This window comes from Plantactinospora sp. CNZ321, assembly GCF_004217235.1.
This window is the reverse complement of record NZ_SHKQ01000001.1, coordinates 4,945,282-4,966,033: the sequence shown is the minus strand read 5'-3', so window position 1 is coordinate 4,966,033 and position 20,752 is coordinate 4,945,282. Positions and strand designations below refer to the sequence as shown.

At 72.9% G+C, this 20,752-nt stretch carries 18 protein-coding genes and 2 pseudogenes; 14 read left to right on the top strand and 6 right to left on the bottom strand.

Annotated elements, in window-relative coordinates:
* Positions 1-31: 31 nt before the first annotated feature.
* From EV371_RS21535 to EV371_RS21525, 3 genes are all read left to right on the top strand, one after another.
* The gene (locus EV371_RS21535) at positions 32-1,195 is read left to right on the top strand and encodes an MFS transporter (protein WP_130463646.1); all 1,164 of its coding nucleotides are present in this window, start codon (positions 32-34) and stop codon (positions 1,193-1,195) included.
* A gap of 85 nt (positions 1,196-1,280) precedes the next feature.
* A complete protein-coding gene (locus EV371_RS21530; RefSeq protein ID WP_130463645.1) occupies positions 1,281-2,435 on the top strand; it encodes an iron-containing alcohol dehydrogenase in 1,155 nt (384 codons plus the stop codon).
* Positions 2,426-3,466 (top strand): asparaginase, encoded by a 1,041-nt coding sequence (locus tag EV371_RS21525; RefSeq protein ID WP_165436790.1) that lies wholly within the window; start codon positions 2,426-2,428, stop codon positions 3,464-3,466. Before EV371_RS21530 ends, EV371_RS21525 begins: the two co-directional genes overlap by 10 nt.
* A gap of 36 nt (positions 3,467-3,502) precedes the next feature.
* Here EV371_RS21525 and EV371_RS21520 read toward each other — a convergent pair whose 3' ends face one another.
* Complete coding sequence (locus EV371_RS21520) at positions 3,503-4,927, bottom strand: MmgE/PrpD family protein (RefSeq protein ID WP_165436789.1); 1,425 nt, start codon at positions 4,925-4,927, stop codon at positions 3,503-3,505.
* Positions 4,928-4,956: 29 nt separating this feature from the next.
* Between EV371_RS21520 and EV371_RS21515 the strand changes: the two genes are divergently transcribed.
* The 6 genes from EV371_RS21515 to EV371_RS21490 all read left to right on the top strand — a co-directional run bounded on the left by EV371_RS21515 (position 4,957) and on the right by EV371_RS21490 (position 11,483).
* Positions 4,957-6,219, top strand: coding sequence for a M20/M25/M40 family metallo-hydrolase (locus EV371_RS21515; protein ID WP_130463642.1), 1,263 nt, complete (start codon positions 4,957-4,959; stop codon positions 6,217-6,219).
* Between the two features lie 110 nt (positions 6,220-6,329).
* Entirely contained in the window at positions 6,330-6,809 is a 480-nt protein-coding gene (locus EV371_RS33515; protein ID WP_165436788.1) for a 2Fe-2S iron-sulfur cluster-binding protein, read from the top strand.
* 119 nt (positions 6,810-6,928) lie between these two features.
* On the top strand, positions 6,929-9,160 hold the full coding sequence (locus EV371_RS21505) for a xanthine dehydrogenase family protein molybdopterin-binding subunit (RefSeq protein WP_165436787.1): 2,232 nt from the start codon (positions 6,929-6,931) through the stop codon (positions 9,158-9,160).
* A complete protein-coding gene (locus EV371_RS21500) occupies positions 9,150-10,010 on the top strand; it encodes an FAD binding domain-containing protein (RefSeq protein ID WP_130463639.1) in 861 nt (286 codons plus the stop codon). The genes EV371_RS21505 and EV371_RS21500 overlap by 11 nt, the downstream gene beginning before the upstream one ends.
* Before the next feature lie 496 nt (positions 10,011-10,506).
* Positions 10,507-11,112, top strand: coding sequence for a helix-turn-helix domain-containing protein (locus EV371_RS21495; protein ID WP_130466107.1), 606 nt, complete (start codon positions 10,507-10,509; stop codon positions 11,110-11,112).
* Entirely contained in the window at positions 11,112-11,483 is a 372-nt protein-coding gene (locus EV371_RS21490) for a hypothetical protein (RefSeq protein ID WP_130463638.1), read from the top strand. The genes EV371_RS21495 and EV371_RS21490 overlap by 1 nt, the downstream gene beginning before the upstream one ends.
* A 269-nt stretch (positions 11,484-11,752) precedes the next feature.
* On the opposite strand, the pseudogene EV371_RS34530 reads toward EV371_RS21490, so the two are convergent.
* The 3 genes and pseudogenes from EV371_RS34530 to EV371_RS33510 all read right to left on the bottom strand — a co-directional run.
* Positions 11,753-11,830 (bottom strand): annotated as a pseudogene (locus EV371_RS34530) (hypothetical protein); the annotation flags it as partial.
* A 26-nt stretch (positions 11,831-11,856) separates the two neighbouring features.
* Positions 11,857-12,093: pseudogene (locus tag EV371_RS34525) on the bottom strand (recombinase family protein); the annotation flags it as partial.
* A 54-nt stretch (positions 12,094-12,147) separates the two neighbouring features.
* Positions 12,148-12,588, bottom strand: coding sequence for a DUF5372 family protein (locus EV371_RS33510; RefSeq protein ID WP_486484735.1), 441 nt, complete (start codon positions 12,586-12,588; stop codon positions 12,148-12,150).
* A 395-nt stretch (positions 12,589-12,983) separates the two neighbouring features.
* Between EV371_RS33510 and EV371_RS21480 the strand changes: the two genes are divergently transcribed.
* Positions 12,984-14,873 (top strand): heavy metal translocating P-type ATPase, encoded by a 1,890-nt coding sequence (locus tag EV371_RS21480; RefSeq protein WP_130463636.1) that lies wholly within the window; start codon positions 12,984-12,986, stop codon positions 14,871-14,873.
* On the opposite strand, the gene EV371_RS34520 is transcribed toward EV371_RS21480, so the two are convergent.
* Both EV371_RS34520 and EV371_RS33885 read right to left on the bottom strand, forming a co-directional pair.
* Entirely contained in the window at positions 14,845-15,135 is a 291-nt protein-coding gene (locus EV371_RS34520; protein WP_349340051.1) for a molybdopterin dinucleotide binding domain-containing protein, read from the bottom strand. The two genes, EV371_RS21480 and EV371_RS34520, sit on opposite strands and share 29 nt — an antisense overlap.
* A gap of 115 nt (positions 15,136-15,250) precedes the next feature.
* Positions 15,251-16,027: a molybdopterin-dependent oxidoreductase gene (locus EV371_RS33885; RefSeq protein ID WP_207230566.1), complete on the bottom strand. Its 777-nt coding sequence runs from the start codon at positions 16,025-16,027 to the stop codon at positions 15,251-15,253.
* Positions 16,028-16,292: 265 nt separating this feature from the next.
* Between EV371_RS33885 and ppdK the strand changes: the two genes are divergently transcribed.
* From ppdK to EV371_RS21455, 4 genes are all read left to right on the top strand, one after another.
* Positions 16,293-18,977 (top strand): pyruvate, phosphate dikinase, encoded by a 2,685-nt coding sequence (gene ppdK, locus EV371_RS21470; protein ID WP_130463635.1) that lies wholly within the window; start codon positions 16,293-16,295, stop codon positions 18,975-18,977.
* 11 nt (positions 18,978-18,988) lie between these two features.
* Entirely contained in the window at positions 18,989-19,414 is a 426-nt protein-coding gene (locus tag EV371_RS21465) for a hypothetical protein (protein WP_130463634.1), read from the top strand.
* Entirely contained in the window at positions 19,396-19,962 is a 567-nt protein-coding gene (locus EV371_RS21460; protein ID WP_130463633.1) for a zinc-binding dehydrogenase, read from the top strand. Before EV371_RS21465 ends, EV371_RS21460 begins: the two co-directional genes overlap by 19 nt.
* Positions 19,963-20,040: 78 nt before the next feature.
* The gene (locus EV371_RS21455; protein WP_349340055.1) at positions 20,041-20,559 is read left to right on the top strand and encodes a nitroreductase family deazaflavin-dependent oxidoreductase; all 519 of its coding nucleotides are present in this window, start codon (positions 20,041-20,043) and stop codon (positions 20,557-20,559) included.
* The last annotated feature ends 193 nt before the right edge of the window (positions 20,560-20,752 follow it).

The window sequence follows — 20,752 nt, the reverse complement described above, 5'->3', positions numbered from 1 at the left end:
GCCGGCATCGGTGCGGGGATCGCCGGTACCGATGACTCCCGGTCCGGGCGGGCGCCCGACCGCCCTGAGCACACTGCTGTTCTGCCACGGGCTCGGCGTCAACACGGTGGCGTTGCCGCTGCTGGCGCTGCACCACGGGCACGGTGCGGCCGCGGTCGGCGTACTGGTGGCGATCTCCGGGTGTGGTCAGATCGGCATCCGGCTACTCGTCGCGCGCTGGGCCCACCGGTTGACCGAGCGGGGCCTGATCCTGGCCGCGGCGGCGCTGCTGTGCCTGTCGAGTGCGCTGGTGCTCCCACTGCCGGCGCTCTGGGTGTTCGTGCTGGCGAGCCTCGTCCAGGGCGTCGCGCGCGGCATCTTCTGGGTCGGTGTGCAGGCCCATGTCGTACGCAGCGTCCCCGAGCCGCGCCGTGCCCTGGCCATGGTCGACTTCGTCGGCGGCATCGGCCTGGTGACCGGCCCGGCCACGATCAGCCTGGTGGGTGGCTCGCTCCACGCCGCGCTCGTGCTGGGAATCGGCACCAGCGCGGTCGCGGCGCTGCCCGCGCTGCGCCTGACCCGGCTGCCGCTGCCACCGCCGGAGAAGGCGGCCGGCCAGGTGTGGGCGGTGTGGCGGCACCCGGTCCTGCGTCCGCCGGTGCTGGCGGCCATCTCGACCGGCACCTGGCGCGGCCTGCTCGGCTCGTACGTCCCGGTGGTGCTCGCCGCGGCCGGCTACTCCGCCTCGGCGGTGGGCCTGCTCGTCGGGCTCGGCTCGGCGACGAGCATCGCCGGTTCGATGCTCGCCGGGATCGCGCCGCCCCGCCGGCTGGGTCCGCTCTACGTCTCCGGCGCGGTGGCGGCCGGCGCCGGGCTGGCCGGGATCGGGCTCTGGCCCGGACAGCTCCCGGTCACGGTCGTGCTACTGCTCGCCAGCGGGGTGGGCGCCGGCATGCTGCAGACGCTCTGCACCTCGCTGGCGGCGCAGGCGGTCGAGCCCGCCGAACGGGGGCGGGTGGTGGCTGACGTCGGTACGTATCGGGCGGTCGCGCTGCTGGTGTCGCCACTGGGCATCGCGGCTCTGCTGCCCGTCTTCCCGCCCGGCCCGGCGATGGCGCTGGTCGGGGCGGTCGCGGCGGTGCCGGCGCTGCGTCGACCACCGCCGCCCGGCGGGCGACCACCGGTCGGCCGGGCCGACGGTCGCCCGGACGGATGAGCGGGCGCCGGCTGGATGAGCCGTGGCTGGCTGGAAGAGCCGTGGCCGGCTGGATGAGGCGTCGCCGGCTGGATGAGGAGGAGAGATGTTCGAGCAGATCCACCCCCGTACCCGGGTGATCGCCGGGGCCGGTGCCCATCGGCGCCTGCCGGAGCTGCTGTCGGAGCTGCACGCGGGTCCGGTCTTCGTGGTCTGTGGCCGCACGGTCGCGGCCGGACCGCAGCTCGCGGCGCTGCGCGAGGTGCTGGGCGACGCGATCGTCGGCGTGTTCGACGGGATCCGTCCGCAGGCCGGCCTCAACCACCTGGGCACGGCGGCCGCCGCGATCCGCGCCTCCGGTGCGGAGGCGGTGCTGAGCCTCGGCGGTGGCGCGGCGATCGACACCGCGAAGTACCTGATCCTGCTGCTCACCGTGGACGGGCCGCTCGACGACTTCCAGGTGCCGAAGGGTCGTGGCCGGCAGGGCCGGCCGGCCCGGGCGCTGCAAGGGACCGCGTACCCGCACGTCGCGGTGCCGACGACCACCGGTTCGTCCAGCGAGGTGATGCCCTGGGCCGGGGTGCGCGACGAGCGGCGCGGCGAGAAGGTGCTCTTCCGCGACCCGCTGCTGGTACCCGACGCGGCGGTGCTCGACCCGCTCCTCGTGGTGCCGACCGGCGCCGCACTCACCGCGTCCAGCGGGGTCACCGCGGTGGCACGGGCGGTGGAGGCCACCTACTCCCGGGACCGGCAGCCGATCGCCGACGGGTACGCCCTGCAGGCGCTGCACCTGCTCCGCACCGGTCTGCCCCGCTCGATCGAGACACCGGACGACCTCGATGCCCGGCTCGACGCCCAGGTCGGTGCCCTGCTCTCCGGCATCGCGGCCGACAACGCGATGGTGTCGCTCACCCACGCGATCGGGCACGCGGTCGGCGGCCGGTACGCGCTCCAGCACGGCGTCGCGCACCGGATCTTCCTGCCTCCGGTCGCCGGACGGCTGCTGCCGGCCGAGGGCTCCCGGGTGGCGCGCGTCGCGGAGGCGCTCGGCGCGGAAGGCCGGGACGCCGATGCGGTCACCGCGGCGTTGCGCACCATGCTCGCCCCGTTGCCGATCCCGACCCGGCTGCGTGACGTGCACGTCGACCGGGCCGACCTACCGGCGATCGCCAAGGCGACCTCGGTCGAGCCGATGATGACGTACGCGCCCCGGGAGGTATCGGTCGAGGAGATCGAGGAACTGCTGGAGTCGTGTTGGTGACGCCGTCGGCGGCCGGTGGGCCGGGCAGGGGGCGCCAACCGGCCCTGCCGAGGGTGGCACTGGTCTCGACCGGTGGCACGATCGCCTCGGTCGGGCGCGACCGGCTGGACCTCACCGGGTACGCCGAGCGGGCCGAAATGCGGGCCGTCGGCGCGCTCCTGGCCGAGCTGCCGGAGCTGGCCACGGTCGCGGAGATCGTGACGGTCGAACTGCCGAACGTGCCGAGCCACGCGCTCGGCCTGGCCGACGCGCTGCGGGTCGTACGCACCGCGCGGGACCTCGCGGCCGACCCGGCGATCACCGGCGTCGTGCTCACCCACGGCACGAACACGCTGGAGGAGACGGCGTTCCTGCTCGATCTGGCCTGCCCGCCGGGCACCCCGGTCGTGGTCACCGGCGCGATGCGTCCGGCCACCAGCCTCAGCGCGGACGGGCCGCTGAACCTGGTCAACGCGGTCCGGTTGGCAACCGACCCGGCCTCGCGCGGCCGGGGGGTGCTCGTGCTGCTCGACGATACGGTGCACGCCGCCCGGGACGTCAGCAAGGCGTCGGCCAACCGGCTGTCGGCCTTCCGGGGCGGGGAACTCGGGCCGCTCGGGTTCGTCGAGGGGGATGGCGCGGTCGTCTTCCACCACGGCACCGAGCCGTGGGCGGCCCGGGGGGCGTTCGACCCGGGCGCCGTCGGCACGCCGCCGAGGGTGGACATCGTGCTGTCCTACCTCGGTGCCGACGGCGCGCTCGTCGACGCTGCCGTCGCGGCGGGCGCGGCGGGGATCGTGAGCGCCGGCACCGGTGCCGGCTATCCGACCCCGGCCGAGTCGGCGGCGCTGGACCGGGCGGTGGCCGGGGGAGTGCTGGTGTGCCAGGCGACCCGGGTGGGGTCCGGCCGGGTGACGCCGCGCCCGGCCGCGCTCGCCGACGGGATGGTGACGGCCGGGAACCTCAACCCGTGGAAGGCCCGGCTGCTGCTCGCGCTGGCATTGACCCGTACCCGCGACGCGGCCGCGATCCAGCGGCTCTTCGACAGGTAGCGCGGTCTCGTGGTGCCGACGCGCCCCGTCCGGTGCTCAGCGTGGCGCCGGGGCTGCCGCCCAGAGGTCGCCGACGCGTCGCCGGTCGAGGTCGCGGGCCGCCGCCCAGAGCGCGTCGGCGCCACCGGTGTTCTCGGCGAACTTCCGGCGCACCCCGGCCGCCTCGTCGACCGGCCGGGTCGGGTCGCCGTCGAACCGCTCGGCACCGGCGAGTACGTGCATCCGGGCGCCGAACCCCTGCGCGAGGGCGGGATCGGCGACGTACTCCACCCGGCTGGCGAGGGTGTGTACCGCATCTCGGGCGGTGCTCTCCGGCTCGAACGACGCGACCCCGACCCGCCCGTCGACCAGGGCGAGCGCGACCGCCATCGGCAGGCTCGCCCGGGCCTGGTACTCGCTGGCCGGTGCCATTTTCTCGGCGACGGGTTCGCAGACGATCGGCACGTACCAGGGGGCGACCTCGCAGACGATCCGGTCCACCCGGGCGGCGTCGACCTTCTCCCGCAGCGCCAGCGCCATCTCGATGAACGGGTGCAGCACGTGCGCGCAGGGGTAGAGCTTCATCTTGGCCTCCATCGAGAGCCACCGTTCGCCCAGCGCATCGGTGATCCCGGCGAGACCGTCGGTGGCTCCGGCGAGACCGTCGGTGGCCCCGGCGAGATTGTCGACGGTCCCGGCCCGGCTGTCGTCGGTCGGCGCGGCGGCGGGCCCCGGCCGTACCACCTCGGGGACGGCGCCGAGGAACGACGCGAAGACGCCGTGCCGGCCCTCCACCACCGAGGCCGGTCCGGGAAAACCACGGCCGGCCAGACCGTCGGCCACGAGGCCGCCGTGCGCCGCCCAGCCCGGGTGCAGCCGCTTCGACCAGGTGCCGTCGCTGAGGAACTCCAGCAGCCCGCCGGACATGCTGCCGGCGAGTCCCATCGCACTGGCGATCACCGAGGGTTCCCGGCCGCGCAGCACGCCGGCCACGAGCGCGGCGGCGAGCGGACCGAGTACGCCGGTCGCCTGGAAACCGCGGGCATGCAGTCCCCGGCCGGCCGCCGCACCGAGCCTGGCCAGCAACTCGTCACCGGCGGCGACCGCGGTGATCAGGTCGGCCCCGGGTCGGGACTCGTCCGCGACCGCCAGCGCCGCCGGCAGCAGTACGCCCATCGGGTGGATCACCGAGGTCGGGAACGTGTCGTCGAAGTCCAGCGCGTGTACCAGCGTCCCGTGGGCGAGCGCGGCGGCGGCCGGGTGCAGCGGGGCCGGGTCGAGCAGCAGGCGGGCGTCACCGGTCCCGCCCAGCTCGGCCGCCAGTTCACGGACGGCGACTCCGGGCGGTGTGGACCAGGCGGCCACCACCAGCCCCACCGCGTCGGCGAGCCGCAGCGCGACCCGGTCGCGGACCTCGGCGGGTACGTCCGCCGGGCGCAGGTTGCCGGCCCAGGTGGCGAAGGCGGTGGCGATGGTCGACACGAAGCACTCCAGAAAGGGTTGTAAGGGACATGCGAAATCTATGGGATGAGGTGGACCCGGCGGAGGTCGTCGAGCTGGCTCTCACCCTGGGCCGGATCGACAGCCCGAGCGGGGACGAGCACGCGGTCAGCGACTTCCTGTACGACTGGTGCGCCGACGCCGGCCTGGCGCTCCGGCGGGTCCGGTCCCACCCGGACCGCGCGGCCAACATCGTCGCCCGGATCCCGGGCACCGGTGGCGGGCGTTCGCTGCTCTTCAACAGCCACATGGACACGGCGGTGGCGCCCGGCGACCGCACCTACTTCGCCGAGCCCGACCGGCCCGAGTTCCACACCGCCTGGCGGGACGGCGACGAGATCGTCGGGGTCGGCGTGGTCAACGACAAGGGGCCGATGGCGTGCTGGCTGGTGGCGGCCGCGACACTGCGCCGCTCCGGCGTGCGTCTCCCCGGCGACCTGGTCCTGACGATGGTCACCGGGGAGATCGGCCATGAGCCGGTCGACGAGTTCGACGGCCCCCGCTACCAGGGCAAGGACCACGGCAGCCGGTACGTGGCCACGCACGGCGGGCTCGCCGACTACGTGGTGGTCGCCGAGACCACCTCGTTCACACCGATCTGGGTCGAGCCCGGCAAGGCGTTCTTCCGGATCGAGGTGCGCGGCCGTGACCGGGGCGTCTACACGCCCTACCTGAGCCGCCCGTACTCCCACGGCGACCAGCCGAACGCGATCGTCCGGGCCGCGCCGCTGATCACCGCGATCGACGAGTGGGCGTACGGCTACCAGGAGCGGAACCGCTCGCGCCGGGAGGCCGGCGAGGTCGTGCCCAAGGTCAACATCGGGGCGGTCCGGGCCGGCCACCCCAGCCAGCCGATCCTTTCGCCGGCCTCCTGCCTGCTGTACCTGGACGTCCGGATCCCGCCCGGTGACAACCCGCTCGGCGTCCAGGAGGAGCTGCGTGACCTGGTACGCCGGGTGACGCCGGACGCGGACGTCGAGTGCTATCTGTTCCGGCGTGGGTACGAGGCGAGCGGTGCCGAGCCGCTGGTGGCCGCGCTGCGTGCCGCCACCGAGGCGGATGTCGCCCCGGAGCGGCGTACCGACCCGGGGCATCCGCCGTCGAGCATGTGGCGCGACCTGAACGTCTGGAACGAGCTGGGGATGCCGGCTGTGACGTACGGTCCGGGCCAGGGCACCGGGGGTGGAAACGTCTCGATCGCGGCGGACGATCTTGCTGCCTGCGCCCGGGTCTACCTGCGCACGGCCATCGAGATCTGCGGTACGCCCCGGTGAACCCACCGGCCAAGCCTGGCGGAACCGGGTCGGACCAGGGCAGCGGCGCGTTCCACTGGCCGGACGGCCGCGGTGGGCAGCCGCAGCCTCCGCCCCGTTCACTTGACCGGGTGGAGGCACCGACACCCGGGGAGGTCCGGCTCGACGTCAACGGCGTCGAACACCGGCTGCCGGTCGACGACAACGCGCTGCTGCTCGACGTGCTGCGCGACCGGCTGCGGCTGACCGGCGCCAAGCGCTCCTGCGACGTGCAGGTCTGCGGTGCCTGCACGGTGCTGGTCGGCGGCGAGCCGGTCAGCTCCTGCTGCTTCCTCGCCCAGGACGCGCGGGGCCGGCAGGTGCAGACGATCGAGGGCTTCGCCGCCGAGCCGGGCTTCCCGGCGGTGGCCGAGGCGTTCGCCCGGCACAACGCGTTCCAGTGCGGGTACTGCGCGCCCGGCTTCCTGATGACGCTCAAGCCGCTGCTGGCCCGGGGCGCCCTGCGCAGCCGGGCGGACGTGGAGCGGGAGTTCGCCGGGAACCTCTGTCGCTGCACCGGCTACCGGGCGATCGTGGACGCCATCTGCGAAGCGGCCGGAGTCGAGCCGTGACCGGGCCCGGGCCCGCGACGGCGGCCCAGCCGGACCCTCGGCCGGAGCCGGACCCCCGGCAGGATCAGCGGCCGGACAGTGCGTCGGATCGGCAGCCGGGGCCCGAGCGGGAGCTGGGCGTGGTCGGTCGGTCGCCCGTCCGGGCCGACCTCGCCGCCAAGCTGACCGGTGCGGCCGAGTACGCTGCCGACCTCGACGCACCGGGTGCGCTCCAGGTCAGGCTGCTGCGCAGCCCGGTCGCGCACGCCCGGATCGCCACGCTGGACACCACCGCGGCGCGGGCGGTCCCCGGGGTGGTCGCCGTGGTGACCGCGGCGGACCTGGTCGACTTCGACGCGACCTGGGGCCACTACGTGCGGGACCGGCCGATCCTCGCCCGGGACGTGGTGCGGTTCGCCGGTGAGATCGTCGCGGCCGTCGCCGCCGAGAGCGAGGCCGCGGCCGCCGCCGGCGTCCAGGCGATCCGGGTGGCGTACGACCCGCTGCCGGCCGTGCTCGACGTGCGGGACGCGGTGACGGCCGGTGCGGCGCGGGTGCACGACACCGCCGCCCGGCCCGGCTTCGGCTGCCCGCCCGGCACCACGTTCGTCGACGGCAACGACTTCTACCACTACCGGGTCGACCTGGAGCGGGTGCCCGGAGCCGACCCGCCGGACGCGGTGGTGATCGAGCGGGAGTACGCCTTCCCGGCCGTCTACCAGTACGCGATGGAGCCGCACGCGGTCGTCGCCTCCGCCGACGCCGACGGCATCGACGTGTGGTCCTCCTGCCAGCATCCGTTCCTGGTACGCGAGGAACTCGCCGAGGTCTTCGGGCTGCCGGAGGAGCGGGTGCGGATCCGGGTGCCCTTCGTGGGCGGCGGGTTCGGCAGCAAGTCCTACGCGAAGCTGGAACCGGTCGCGGTCGCCGTGGCCCGGGTCGTCGGCCGGCCGGTACGGCTGGTCAGCCGGGTCGAGGACGCGATGGTCACCACCCGCCGGCACGGCATGCGCTGCCGGATGCGTACGGTGGTCGGCCGGGACGGGCGGTTCCGGTCCCGGCACGCCGAGATCTGGATGGACACCGGCGCGTACGCCGACAACGGCCCCACGGTCACCATGGTCGCCGGGATGGCGGCCACCGGGCCGTACCGGTGGGAGCGGGTGCACGTCGACGCCGCCTGCGTCTACACCCACCTGCCGCCCGCCGGCTCCTACCGTGGGTTCGGTGCAGCGCACCTGCAGTGGGTGGGTGAGTCCCAGGTCGACGAGGCCGCGGCAGTGCTCGGCCTGGACCGCCTGGAGCTGCGCCGGCGGAACCTGCTGCGCCGGGGGGAGACGGTGATCCCGGGCTGCCGCCCGCTCGACGCCGACCTGGCCGGCGACCTCGACGCGGTGGTGAGCCGGCTCGGCTGGGGCGCCGAACTGCCTGCCTGGCGGGGCCGTGGCGTCTCGGTCGGCGTCTCGCCGGCCGGGGTCTCGGCGCGGTCGCACGCCCGGGTGGAGCTGCGGCCCGGCGGCCGGGTGGCGGTGCTGGTCGGCTCGCAGGAGATCGGCCAGGGCGCCCGTACCGTGCACGCGCAGATCGCCGCCGAGGTGCTCGGTCTGCCGGTGGACCGGGTGGAGGTGCCGGCCACGGACACCGAGACGACCCCGTACGACCGGTCGACCGGGGCCAGCCGCTCCACCACGGTCGCCGGGCTCGCCGTCGCCCGGGCCGCCGAGCGGCTGCGGGACGCGATCGTGGCGGCCGTCGCCGCGCGCTGGGGGGTACCGGCGTCCGAGCTGCTCCTCCGGGACGGCGCGGTGGTCTGCGGTGACCGGTCCTGGGACCTGGCGGAGTTGGCGGAGCTGGCGCCGGACGGTCCCGGCGGCCTCGCCGGGGAGGGGTCGGCCGAGGAACTGGGCGGTGGATCCGGGCCGGCGCTGTTCTGGGAGGTCTGCGTGGCCGGCGCCGAGGTGGCGGTCGACCCGGAGACCGGGCGGATCGAGGTGCGCGAGGTGGTCACCGTGGCCGACGTTGGCCGGGCGATCAACCCCAGCCTGGTCGAGCGGCAGGACGAGGGATGCACGCTCCAGGCGCTCGGGAACGCCCTCTTCGAGGAGATGTGCTTCGGCCCGGACGGGGTGCTGCGCAACGACAGCCTGCTGGACTACCGGATACCCACGCTCACCGACGTGCCGGGCGGCATGACCTGCGTGATCGTGGAGAACGGCGACGGCCCGGGCCCGTTCGGCGCCAAGGGCTGCGGCGAGGGAGTCTTCGGCGGGCTGACCGCCGCGCTGGTCACCGCCGTGACCGACGCCGGGGTACGCGTCCCCGAACTGCCCATGTCGGCGGACCGGGTGTGGCGGTGGATCCATGCTTCCTGACTTCACGATCCTGCGACCCCGCGCGCTCACCGACGCCTGCGCGCTGCTGGCGGAGCACGGCACGGACGCGGCGGCGTACGCCGGCGGCACCGAGCTGCTGCTCGCGATGAAGCTGGGTCAGGCGGCTCCCCGGTACCTCGTCGACCTCAAGGATGTGCCGGGACTGGACACCCTCGGGGTACGCGGCGACGCACTGCGGATCGGCGCGCTGGTCACGCACCGGCAGCTCGAACTGTCGGCCGAGGTCGGCGCGGTGCTACCCGCGCTCGTCGAACTGGAGCGGCAGCTCGCCAACCCGCGGATCCGCAGCTCGGGCACGGTTGGCGGCAATCTGGCCTCCGGGCGGCCGCACTCGGATCTGGCCACCTTCCTCATCGCCGCCGAGGCGACCGTCTCGACGGTCTCCGCCACCGACCCGCCCCGGACGATCGACGCGGCGGAGCTGATGGTCGCGCCGTTCGAGACCGTCCTCGCCCCTGACGAACTCGTGGTCGCGGTTCAGGTGCCGGTGCCGCCCCCGGGGACCACACTGGCGCACGAGCGGTTCATCCTGGTCGAGCGGCCGGCCGTCACGGTCACCGTTCGGCTGGAAACCGCCGAAGGCGTCGTTACCGGGGCGCGGGTGGTGGCCGGCGCGGCGACGCCGATCCCGACGGAGCTGCCCGGAGCGGCCGATGCGCTGCTGGGACTGCCGGTGGACGGCGGCCCGGAGGCGGTCGGCCCGGCCGGGGCGGCCGCCGCCGCGCAGGTGACGGTGGCCGCCGGGATCGACGAGGACTATGCCCGGCACCTGGTGTCGGTCCTGGTGCGCCGTGCCGCCGGAACGGCGCTGGCCAACCTCATCCCATAGCGCGAACCCTGCGTCGCGGGACGTCGCCCGCAGGCTCTTGATCCGCGGGTTCGGGGTTCGAGTCCCTGGCGGCGCACAACAATAAGGCCCTGACCAGCAGCGAACCGGTCATGGCCTTGATGGTTACCTATGTAGTTTCGAACTGCCCCCCGAAAACCCCTCGGCAACGCCCCTGGGCGATCAGGTTCGACAGGCCCGGGATGGCGGTGCTGGCCGCTCCTGTGCCCCGGAGCTATGCGTCCCGGCTCTGGCCGGGTTGGCGGGGCTTGGGGTCGCCTGACTCCGGCCTCCCGCCGTGGATGCCCACGTCGATGCCGCTTGGGCTGTCTCCCTACTTGAAGGGCCGGCCGATCTCGGTGACTCCTATCGAGCTGGTCGTCCGCCGCCAGGTGTAGGGCGTCCGGCCACCAGGTAGTCGCGCACATCCACGTCGATAGCTGCCATCAACCTCGTTGTTTGTTATCACTATCGATAGTGATATCGTTGCCGGGTGGAGATGTCGAGGGAACGTTGGGCTGGGCTGGCTCTGCATCCGGTGCGCATCCGGATCCTGCGGGCCGTCGCCGGTGCCCGGCTGACTACGCACGACCTCGTGGCGCTGCTGCCGGACATCCCGCACGCGACGCTGTATCGGCACCTGGCCACGCTGGTCAAGGCTGGCCTGGTCGAGGTGGTGGACCGACGCAAGATTCGTGGCGCTGTCGAGCGGGTCTACGCGCTGCCCGCACACGGCGCGACGTTGGACGCGGCGGCCCTGGCCACGGCGACGCCCGAGGATCACGCCCGGTACTTCACCGCGTTCGTGTCGAGCCTGCTGTCTGAGTTCTCCCGCTACCTCGCCCGCGAGCGGATCGACTTCGCCGTGGACGGGGTGGGGTACCAACAGCTGGTGCTCCACCTGACCGACGCGGAGCTGGCGACGTTCGCCGCCGACCTCACCCAGATCATCGGGCCGCTGCTCGGCAACGAGCCCGGCAGGGGCCGGATTCCTCGCCTGCTGGCGACCATCCTGCTGCCAGCCGACCAGCCGACAGCCACCGAGGCCACACCACAGACGCCGGAGCGGGAAGACGGTTCCGGCACGAGGGAAGGGAGTGACTGATGGCATCGGTCGCGGTTACCGACGACTTCGTCGACGTCCGGTTCATCGGATGGGAGCGGCTCTGGATCGGGCGGGAGCGGCTGGCGATCCCGGTCGCCGGGGTGCGGCACGCGTCTGTTGTGGCCGAACCACTGCGTCTGGCGCATGGCGCCCGGCGCGGGATCGTGGTGTCCGGCTTTCTCAAGATCGGTGTCTGGGGGTTGTTCGGCGGTCCCCGTCAGCTTGTGGCGGCGCGCCGGGGTGAGCCAGGACTGCACCTCGTCCTGGACCGGTCGGCCGTCGGCGGGGAGTTCGACGAGATTGTGCTCTCCGACCCGGACGCACCCCGTATCGCGGACGCGGTGACAGGCGCGATGGCGGCCCGCGCATGAGCGGCGACCGCCAGAGGATCGAGGTCTCGCACCTGACCAAGCGGTACGGCGCGGTCGCCGCAGGGTGACGTCGCGCGGTCGGCCTCGTAGCGGGCCTGCTGCACCGCCAGCTCCGCGGCGCGGTGACCGCGGGTGTGCCGCTCGGCGACCTCCTCGGCAGCGGCGACGGCTACGCCGATCTGCTGCGGTGTGATCGTGTCCGGGAACAACGCCGCGACCGCATCATCAACCGCCGAGGCGGAGAAGTTGCGACATTGCGGCGTGCGGGCGGAGTCCTTGACCTGGCAGCTGTAGGTGACCTTGCGGTCACGCCGGTCATAGCGGGTGCCGACCCGTCCGCCGCACACGCCGCAGAAAATAATGCCGAGCGGCCGAAGCGGGAGACCTCCAGGCCGAACACCGCGCCGACCTCGCCCATACACATGCGGGCCACGATCTGCCGGTAGCCGTCGCGTTCGGCGCCGAACCGGCCCGACACGCCCAGGTCGGCGTCGACCACGACGATCTGCTCGGCCAGCCAACCGAACTCGGCGGCGGTACCAACCAGGCCGTACTGCCGCTGGGTCGACTCGGTGTTGAACCGCACCTGCGCCACCGTCGACTGCCGCACATACACGATCGCCAACCTCGACAGATGCCGAGCCGCTGATCTTCGCCGTCGGGTTCACCGCCGGCCTGCCCGCTGCCGCGTAGCAACGACTCGACCATGTTCGCCACCGCCATCACCGCCTGTTGACGGTCCCAACCCAACATCTGCTCCCGTTCCCTGACGGTCACCCGTCTCATCTCCGGCGCCGACCGCACTCGACGGCCGTGCTGCATGCGGGTCGATCGCATCGACGAGCGCCCGTGCGGCCGTCAGGCCGTCCACCGCGAGCCGGTCGGCCGACGCGGGCACGCCGCGGTCGGTCCATTCCTGAGCCACGGTGACTCGTCGCCTCCCCTCAACCTCACACACGAAGTACGGCCCGGTGCGCTTGTGCTGCGAAAACAGCACGGTCAAGCGTTGACCTTTCAACGGATGGAAAGGGTGAGTGATCACCAATGAGTCCGAAGAGTACCTTGACTGACGAGCCGTATAGGGCACGGGTTTCGAAGCCGACATCGGCGCCCAACTACTCGAACGCTCACCGCACCGGTACACACCGATGGCCCCGACACAACGCGGCCGGCGCCTTCTCGCCCATCTCGCCCAGCCGGCCGTCCGCGAGCTACTGGACCGCTACGCCGATGCCAACGCCGCCCCGAGATTGTCCGGTACCGATAGCGGGTGCCGGAGATGCCGAACTGACGTGAAACCATCTCCCGTCTGGGTGTTTTATGACTGGTAATTGTGATGTTTCGACCACATCGGCCTCGCGTGGTTGAGAGCCTGGTTACGTCGCCATCGCCGTCCGGTGGCGGGCGAACTCTCTGTCTCGGTCTGGGACCGGGCCCGGCCGGTCGCCATCATGTGGGTGGTCAGGGTGAGGGGTTGCGCCTCGATCCGGGGGTGGGAACGTGGGCGGCGGGTTTACGGCGGGTCGTTGGCGCAGGTGGCGTGAGTTCGCGCCGCTGGCCGCGTTGGCGGTGCCGGTGCTGGTCGGTGCGGGGTTGTGGTTCGCCGACCGGCGCGGGGCCGCCAACGTGTGCTGGGCGGCGACGGCCTCGGTTACGCTGCTGGTCACGCTGCGCTGGTTGGTCCAGTCGTTGCGGCGGCGTCGGATCGGCGTGGATGTGATCGCGACGCTGGCTCTGGTCACCTCTCTGCTGGTGGGTGAGTACCTGGCCGGGGCGGTGGTGGCGTTGATGCTGGCCAGCGGACACACGCTGGAAAGCTACGCCCAGGGGCGGGCAACGCGGGACCTGCACGAACTGCTGGCGCGAGCACCCCGCCGGGCACGGCGCCGCCGTCCGGACGGCGGGATCCAGGACGTCGACGTGAACGACATCCGTGAAGGCGACCGGCTGCTGGTCGGTCCGGGTGATGTCGTGCCGGTGGACGGCTTCGCCGAGGACGCGGCGACGCTGGATGAGTCGGCGGTGACCGGCGAGTCCCAGGCGGTCGAGCGCCGGGTCGGGGACCGGTTGGCCAGCGGAGTGGTCAACGCGGGCGCGGCGTTCGGATTGCGGGCCGCCGCCGTGGCAGCCGAGAGCACTTACGCGGGAATTGTCCGGCTCGCGGAGGAGGCGAACGCGGAAAAGGCGCCGATGGTGCGGCTGGCTGACCGGTACTCGGCGGCGTTCGTGCCGTTCACCCTGGCCCTGGCCGGTATCGCGTGGGCGGTGTCTGGGCAGTTCGTGCGGGCGGTGGCGGTGCTGGTGGTGGCGACTCCGTGCCCGTTGCTGCTGGCCACCCCAATCGCGATCGTGGCCGGGTTGTCCCGGGCGGCACGGCGCGGCGTGCTGGTCCGCAACGGCGGCTCGCTGGAGTTGCTGGGCCGGGCGCGGACCCTGCTGGTGGACAAGACCGGGACACTGACGGCCGGACGTCCGGAGATGGCCGGGGTGGTGACCGCGCCCGGCGGTGACGGCGATGAGCTGCTGCGGTTGGCCGCCTCGGTCGAACAACTGTCCTCCCACGTGCTGGCCGCAGCGGTCGTGCGGGAGGCGAAGGATCGGGAGATGAGGCTGGTGGTGCCCGCCGACGTGACAGAGGAGCCCGGACAGGGGGTGTGCGGCCGGGTCGACGGACGGCTGGTACGGGTCGGCCAGCACAGCGGCGACGTGCCGGACTGGGCCGTACGCGCACGGCGGCAGGCGGAGGCGGACGGCTTGTCGACGGTGTGGGTGAGCCTGGACGGTGTGCTGGCCGGGGTGGTGCTCCTCCGCGACCCGGTACGGCCCGACGCGGGTGACACCGTACGGCGGCTGCGGCAGGCCGGCTTCCACCGGTTGGTCATGGTGACCGGGGACCGGCCGGAGGTCGCCGAGCGGGTGGCCCGCGCGGTGGGCGTGGACGACGTGGTCGCCCGCTGCTCCCCGCAGGAGAAGGTGGCCCGGGTGCGGACCGAGTCCGACCAGGCGGTGACGGTGATGGTCGGCGACGGGATCAACGACGCGCCAGCGCTGGCAATCGCCGGAGTGGGCGTGGCGCTGGGGGCGACGGGGGCGACCGCCTCGGCGGACGTGGCGGATGCGGTGCTGTCGGTGGACCGGCTGGACCGGTTGGCCGACGCGGTGGAGATCGCGCGCCGGTCCAGGAGGATCGCGGTGCAGAGCGCTGGCGCGGGCATGGGGATGGCGGTGGTGGCGATGGTCGCCGCCGCGTTCGGGTTGCTTCCCCCGGTGGCCGGCGCGTTCCTACAGGAGGGCATCGACGTGGCCGTGATCCTCAACGCGCTACGCGCCCTCGGTGGCGGCACCCGTGTCGGGGCGCTGGCTAGCCGGGACGTAGCGCGACGGCGGTGACCTTGTACTCGGGGCATCCTGTGGTGGTGTCGGCGCAGTCCGAGGTGAGGGCGTTGGTGGGCCGGTCCGGGAAGGCGAAGGTGGTGAAGACCTGACCTCGTTCGACGGTGTCGGTGACGTTGACCGGGAAGGTCACGCTGGTGCGCCGACTGGTCACCTCGACGAGGTCGCCGTCGGCGAGCCCGAGCCGGGCCGCATCGTCTGGGTGCAGGTCGAGCACCTCGCGGGGGAACAGGTCGAGGTTGGGGGTGCGGCGGCTCATCGATCCGCTGTTGTAGTGCGGCAGGCGGCGGCCGGTGATGAGTACGAACGGGAACCTCTGATCGGGTTGTTCTCCGGGCGGCAGGTAGTGCCGCGCAGCCAGGGCGGCCCGGCCGTCAGGGGTGGCGAACCGGTCGAGGTAGAGCCTCGCCTCCCCGGGCTGGTCGGGTGCCCGGCAGGGCCAGTGCAGCGGCCCGTTCCGGTCGAGCCGGGCGTGGGTGATCCCGGCGAACGTCTGTCAGGCTGGCGCATTCGGCCATCGCGTCGGCCGGGGCTGGGCAGCCGAGGTTGGCGCCCATCGCGGCGGCCAGTAGGTGGAGGATCTCGAAGTCGGGCTTCGCCTGCCCGGGTGGTGGCAGTGCTGGGTGGGCCCGTTGGACGCGGCGTTCGAAGTTGACGAAGGTGCCGTCCTTCTCCAGGGAGGAGACGGCGGGGAGGACTACGTCGGCGTGTTCGGCGGTGCGGGACAGGAACAGGTCGTGGCAGACGACGAGGTCGCAGGCGGCCAGCGCGGCCTGGACGCGTCGGGTGTCGGAGGCGCCTTGGACGTTGTTCTGCCCGCGCAGCGTGAGGATCCCGCAGCCGTCGGGGGTGCCGACCGCGCCTTTGAGGATGGCCAGGTTGGCCAGGGTACGGACGCCGTCGGTGCCGTGGGCGTGTTCGGTGATCCCGAGGCCGTAGACGATCGCCGGCAGCCGCGCGTTGCCGTAGAGGCGGGCGGCCTCGTCTAGGGTCGCGGGGTCGACTCCGGCCAGCTGGGCGGCGCGGGCGAGGGGGTAGTCGCGTAGCAGTTCGGTGAGCTCGTCGAATCCGCTGGCCCGGTGACGGATGAAGGTCTGGTCGACGTGGTCGTTGTCGAGCAGGGCGCGGGCGATGCCGTTGAAGACGGCCACGTTGGATCCGGCCGGGCCTGCACGTGGACGTCGGCGAAGCCGACCAGGTCGATCCGGCGCGGGTCGATGATGACGAGCCGGACGCCGTCGAGGACGCGCTGTTTGATCCGGGCACCGACGACCGGATGTGCCTCCGATTTCCCACCGGCCCGTTAGGGCGAAGGTCCCGTCGCAGCGGCCCCTTCTGGCCCTACGGGGCAGGGTCGCTGCCTTGGTACCACCGAGGTGACCACCTGTATCGACGGATCGGGAGAGGCGGCCGGTGATGCGCAAGTACGTGTTCGACTTCATCGAGGGCGGCGCTGATCTGACGGACCTGTTGGGCGGCAAGGGCGCGAACCTGGCCGAGATGACCCGGTTGGGTTTGCCGGTTCCGCCGGGGTTCACGATCAGTACCGAGGCGTGCCGCGCCTACCTGTCGACGGGCGCCGTGCCGGCGGGGTTGTTTGACCAGGTCAACGTCCACCTTCGGCTGGTGGAGGATCGGTTCGGCAAGGTGTTCGGCGATCCGCCGGATCCGCTGCTGCTGTCGGTGCGTTCGGGCGGGAGGTTTTCCATGCCCGGAATGATGGATACGATCCTGGACATCGGCCTGACCGATGCGAGCGTGCCGGGCCTGGCCGCGCGGTGCGGTGATCCGCGGATGGCGTGGGACTCGTACCGGCGGTTGATCGGGATGTTCGGTAGGACGGTGTGCGGGGTACCGGCCGAGGCGTTCGAGCGGGAGTTGGCGGCGCACCGGTCGCACGCTGGAGTCGCGACCGACGCGGAGTTGAGCGAGGCTGACCTGCGGCACCTGGTGCAGGCGTACAAGAAGGTTTTCCACGAGCAGACCGGCCGAGAGTTCCCGCAGGCGCCGCACGAGCAGCTCTACCAGGCGGTCGAGGCGGTGTTCGCGTCGTGGAACACCGAGCGGGCGGTGCTGTACCGGCGGCAGGAGCGGATTCCGCAGGATCTGGGCACCGCGGTGAACGTGATGGCGATGGTCTTCGGCAACCTCGGCCCAGACTCCGGCACCGGGGTGGCCTTCACCCGCGACCCGGCCACTGGGGCACGGGGCGTGTACGGCGACTACCTGGCCAACGCGCAGGGCGAGGACGTGGTCGCCGGCATCCGCACCCCGGTGCCGCTGGAGGACCTGGCCCGGATCGACCCGCGCAGTTTCCACGAGCTGGTGTCGATCATGGAGCGGCTGGAGCACCACTACCGCGACCTGTGTGACATCGAGTTCACGATTGAGCGCGGCAAGCTGTGGATGTTGCAGACCCGGGTCGGCAAGCGCACGCCGGCGGCGGCGTTCACCATCGCGGCTCAGCTGGTCGACGAGGGCGTCATCGACCTGGACGAGGCGCTGCGGCGGGTCACCGGTGCGCAGCTCGCCCAGCTCATGTTCCCCCGCTTCGACCGGACGGCCGCGCCCGAACCGCTGGCGGTCGGCGTACCGGCCTCCCCCGGCGCGGCCAGTGGACGGGTGGTCTTCGACGCGTCCCGGGCCGCGTCCCGGGCGGCGGCCGGTGAGCGGGTCATCCTGGCGCGGCGCGAGACGAACCCGGACGACCTGCCCGGCATGATCGCCGCGCAGGGCATCCTCACCTCGCGCGGCGGCAAGACGTCACACGCCGCTGTGGTGGCGCGGGGGATGGGCCGGACCTGCGTGTGCGGCGCCGAGACGCTGGACGTCGACACCGACGCCGGCCGCTTCACGGTGGCCGGGACGGTGGTCTCCGAAGGTGACGTCGTGTCGATCGACGGTGCGACCGGTGAGGTGTTCCTCGGCGAGGTGCCGGTACATGCCTCCCCAGTCGCGCGGTACTTCGGCGGTGAGGCGCCGGCGGCCGGGACGGACCTGCTGCTCGACTCCGTACACCGGTTGATGACGCACGCCGACCGGGTGCGGCGGCTGTGGGTGTACGCGAACGCCGATACCGGTGCGGACGCGGCCCGGGCGCGGCGGTTGGGTGCCGAAGGAGTCGGGCTGTGCCGTACCGAGCACATGTTTCTCGGTGAGCGCCGGGCCCTGGTCGAGCGGCTCATCCTCGCCGACGGCGACGAGGAACGGGCGGCGGCCCTGGCGGCGCTGTTGCCGTTGCAGCGCGCGGACTTCGTGAAACTCTTCGAAGCGATGGACGGACTGCCGGTCACGGTACGCCTGCTGGACCCGCCGCTGCACGAGTTCCTGCCGCCGCTGGCGGAGCTGACCGCCCGGGTGGCCCGGGCCGAGGCGCTCGGCCAGGACCCGGGACGCGACGGTGCACTGCTGGCCGCGGTGCGGCGGATGCACGAGCAGAACCCGATGCTGGGGCTGCGTGGGGTGCGGCTCGGGCTGGTTGTTCCCGGGCTGTTCGCCATGCAGGTCCGGGCGGTCGCGCAGGCCGCGGCCGACTGCGCCGCCCGTGGGCTGTCGCCACGGCCGGAGATCATGGTGCCGTTGGTCGCGGCCGTTCCGGAGCTGGCGGCGGTACGCGCCGAGGCGGAGCGGATACTCGCCGAGACCGACGGGCTGCGCCGGGTCCCGATCGGCACGATGATCGAGGTGCCCCGGGCGGCGCTGACCGCCGGTGAGATCGCCGGCGCGGCCGAGTTCTTCTCGTTCGGCACCAACGACCTGACCCAGCTCGGCTGGGGGTTCTCGCGGGACGATGTGGAGGGTTCGTTCTTCCCCCACTACCTCGCAATGGGCATCTTCGGCGTATCCCCGTTCGAGTCGATCGACGCCTCGGGCGTGGGGCGGCTGGTGCGGATCGCCACCGACGAGGGCCGCGCGGCCCGGCCGGATCTGAAGATCGGGGTCTGCGGCGAGCACGGCGGCGACCCGGACTCGATCCACTTCTTCCACACGGTCGGCCTGGACTACGTCTCCTGCTCGCCGTACCGGGTGCCGATCGCCCGCCTGGAGGCCGGCCGCGCCGTGGTCGCCGCTCCGGTGACCGCCAGCTCCGACAGCCGTTAGCGAGGCCCGCGATGCTCCACACGATTCCCCGCCCGGGCCAGGGCACCCGACCGGACACTGTCGGACCGCCGGTCGGGCTGATCGGCCCCGAGCCGGTCACGCTGGTGCCGGTGGTCCGTGGCGGCACGCGACCCATCGGCGCGTACGTGCTGGCCGGTGGGACCGCCCGCTATCGGCCCGCGTTCGACGTGCGGGAGGTCCTCGCCGCCGTGGTCTTCGCCGCCGCCGTCACGGCGGTGGCGGCGAGCCGCCGGTCCGGCCCGAGCGTCGGCAGCATCCGGATGGGCCCCGGTGGCTGGGTGAGCCTCAAGGGCGTACCGGCACCGGCGCTGACCCCGACCCGTCGACCGTGGTGGGCCCGTGTTCTGCGAGCCCGCCGGCTGGTCGTCGAACGCTCCGAACCGAGAAGGAGAAGGCCATGCGCGCGTCCGTCGTGACGAGTTTCGACAGACCGTTGGAGATCAGGGATGTTCCGGTGCCCGCGACGGGGCCGGGACAGGTCCTGGTCCGCATCGAGGCCAGCGGGCTGTGCCACACCGACATCCACGCCGCCCACGGCGTCACGCAGGACAAGCTCCAGCTCGCCACCGCGCTCGGCGCCGATGACGTGGTCAACGCTGCCGGCACCGATCCGGTCGCCGCGATCGAGGCGCTGGGCGGGGTCGACGTGGCCGTGGTGCTCGCCGCCGATTCGCGGGTGCTGGAGCAGGCGCACGCCTGCCTGCGCCGTGGCGGTCGGTTGGTGCTGGTGTCGCTGCCGAAGGAGAACGCGATGCGGCTGCCGATCTTCGAGACCGTGCTCAAGGGCATCACCGTGTACGGCTCGATAGTCGGTACCCGCGACGACCTGGCCGAGGTCTTCAGGCTGCACGCCGCCGGCCGGACGAAGGTCAGCTACGAGGTCCGCAAGCTCGACGAGATCAACACGGCGATCGCGGACGTGCTCGCCAGCCGCGTGCCGGCGCGGTTGGTGCTCCAGCCCTGAACGGATTTCAGGGCGGACGTGCGGCCGGCCGGCGTTTCCCGACGCCGGCCGGCCGCACGCGGGATGGAAGGACGGATCATGCCGAAGCAGAAAGGCGGCGTAGCATCGCGTGCCGCCGCGAAGTGGCACAGCCTCCTGCGGTGGATGTATGCCAGCGGTCGCCCGAACCGGATGGCCCGGTTCCTCAACCGGATCTCGGCGTTCCAGTTCTCGACCGGCCTGTTGGCCCCGGGCAACTGGGTGACCCTGGAGGTGCGTGGGCGGCGCAGCGGCCGCCCTGTGACGCTTCCCGTGGTGGTCACCGACCACGACGGCGAGCGCTACCTGGTGTCGATGCTCGGTCCGAACGCCAACTGGGTCCGCAACGTCCGCGCGGCCGGCGGCCAGGCGGTCCTGCGGCACCGTGGCCGTGAACGTGTGCGGCTCCAGGTCGTCCCGGTGGCACAGCGCGCACCGATCCTGCGCCGCTACCTCCACCTGGCCCCCGGCGCCCGCCCGCACATTTCGGTCGAGCGGGAGGCGCCGCTGGCGGAGTTCGAGCGAATGGCGGCACGGTTCCCGGTCTTCCGTATCACACCCGACCCGACCGGCCGGTAGCCGACGCGGCCGCACGGCCGGCGTACCGCCGGATCCAACCGAAACCGGCCGCCGGATGGTCGGCTCGGACGAACACGCCGCCACGGGCCTGGGTTCGCCCGGCCCTGAGCTGACGGGACCAATGCCCCTGTCCGGCAGCCGTGACCCCGAGCAGGCTGGGATACGCCGTTCCCTCCCTAACTGCGAGAGGCCG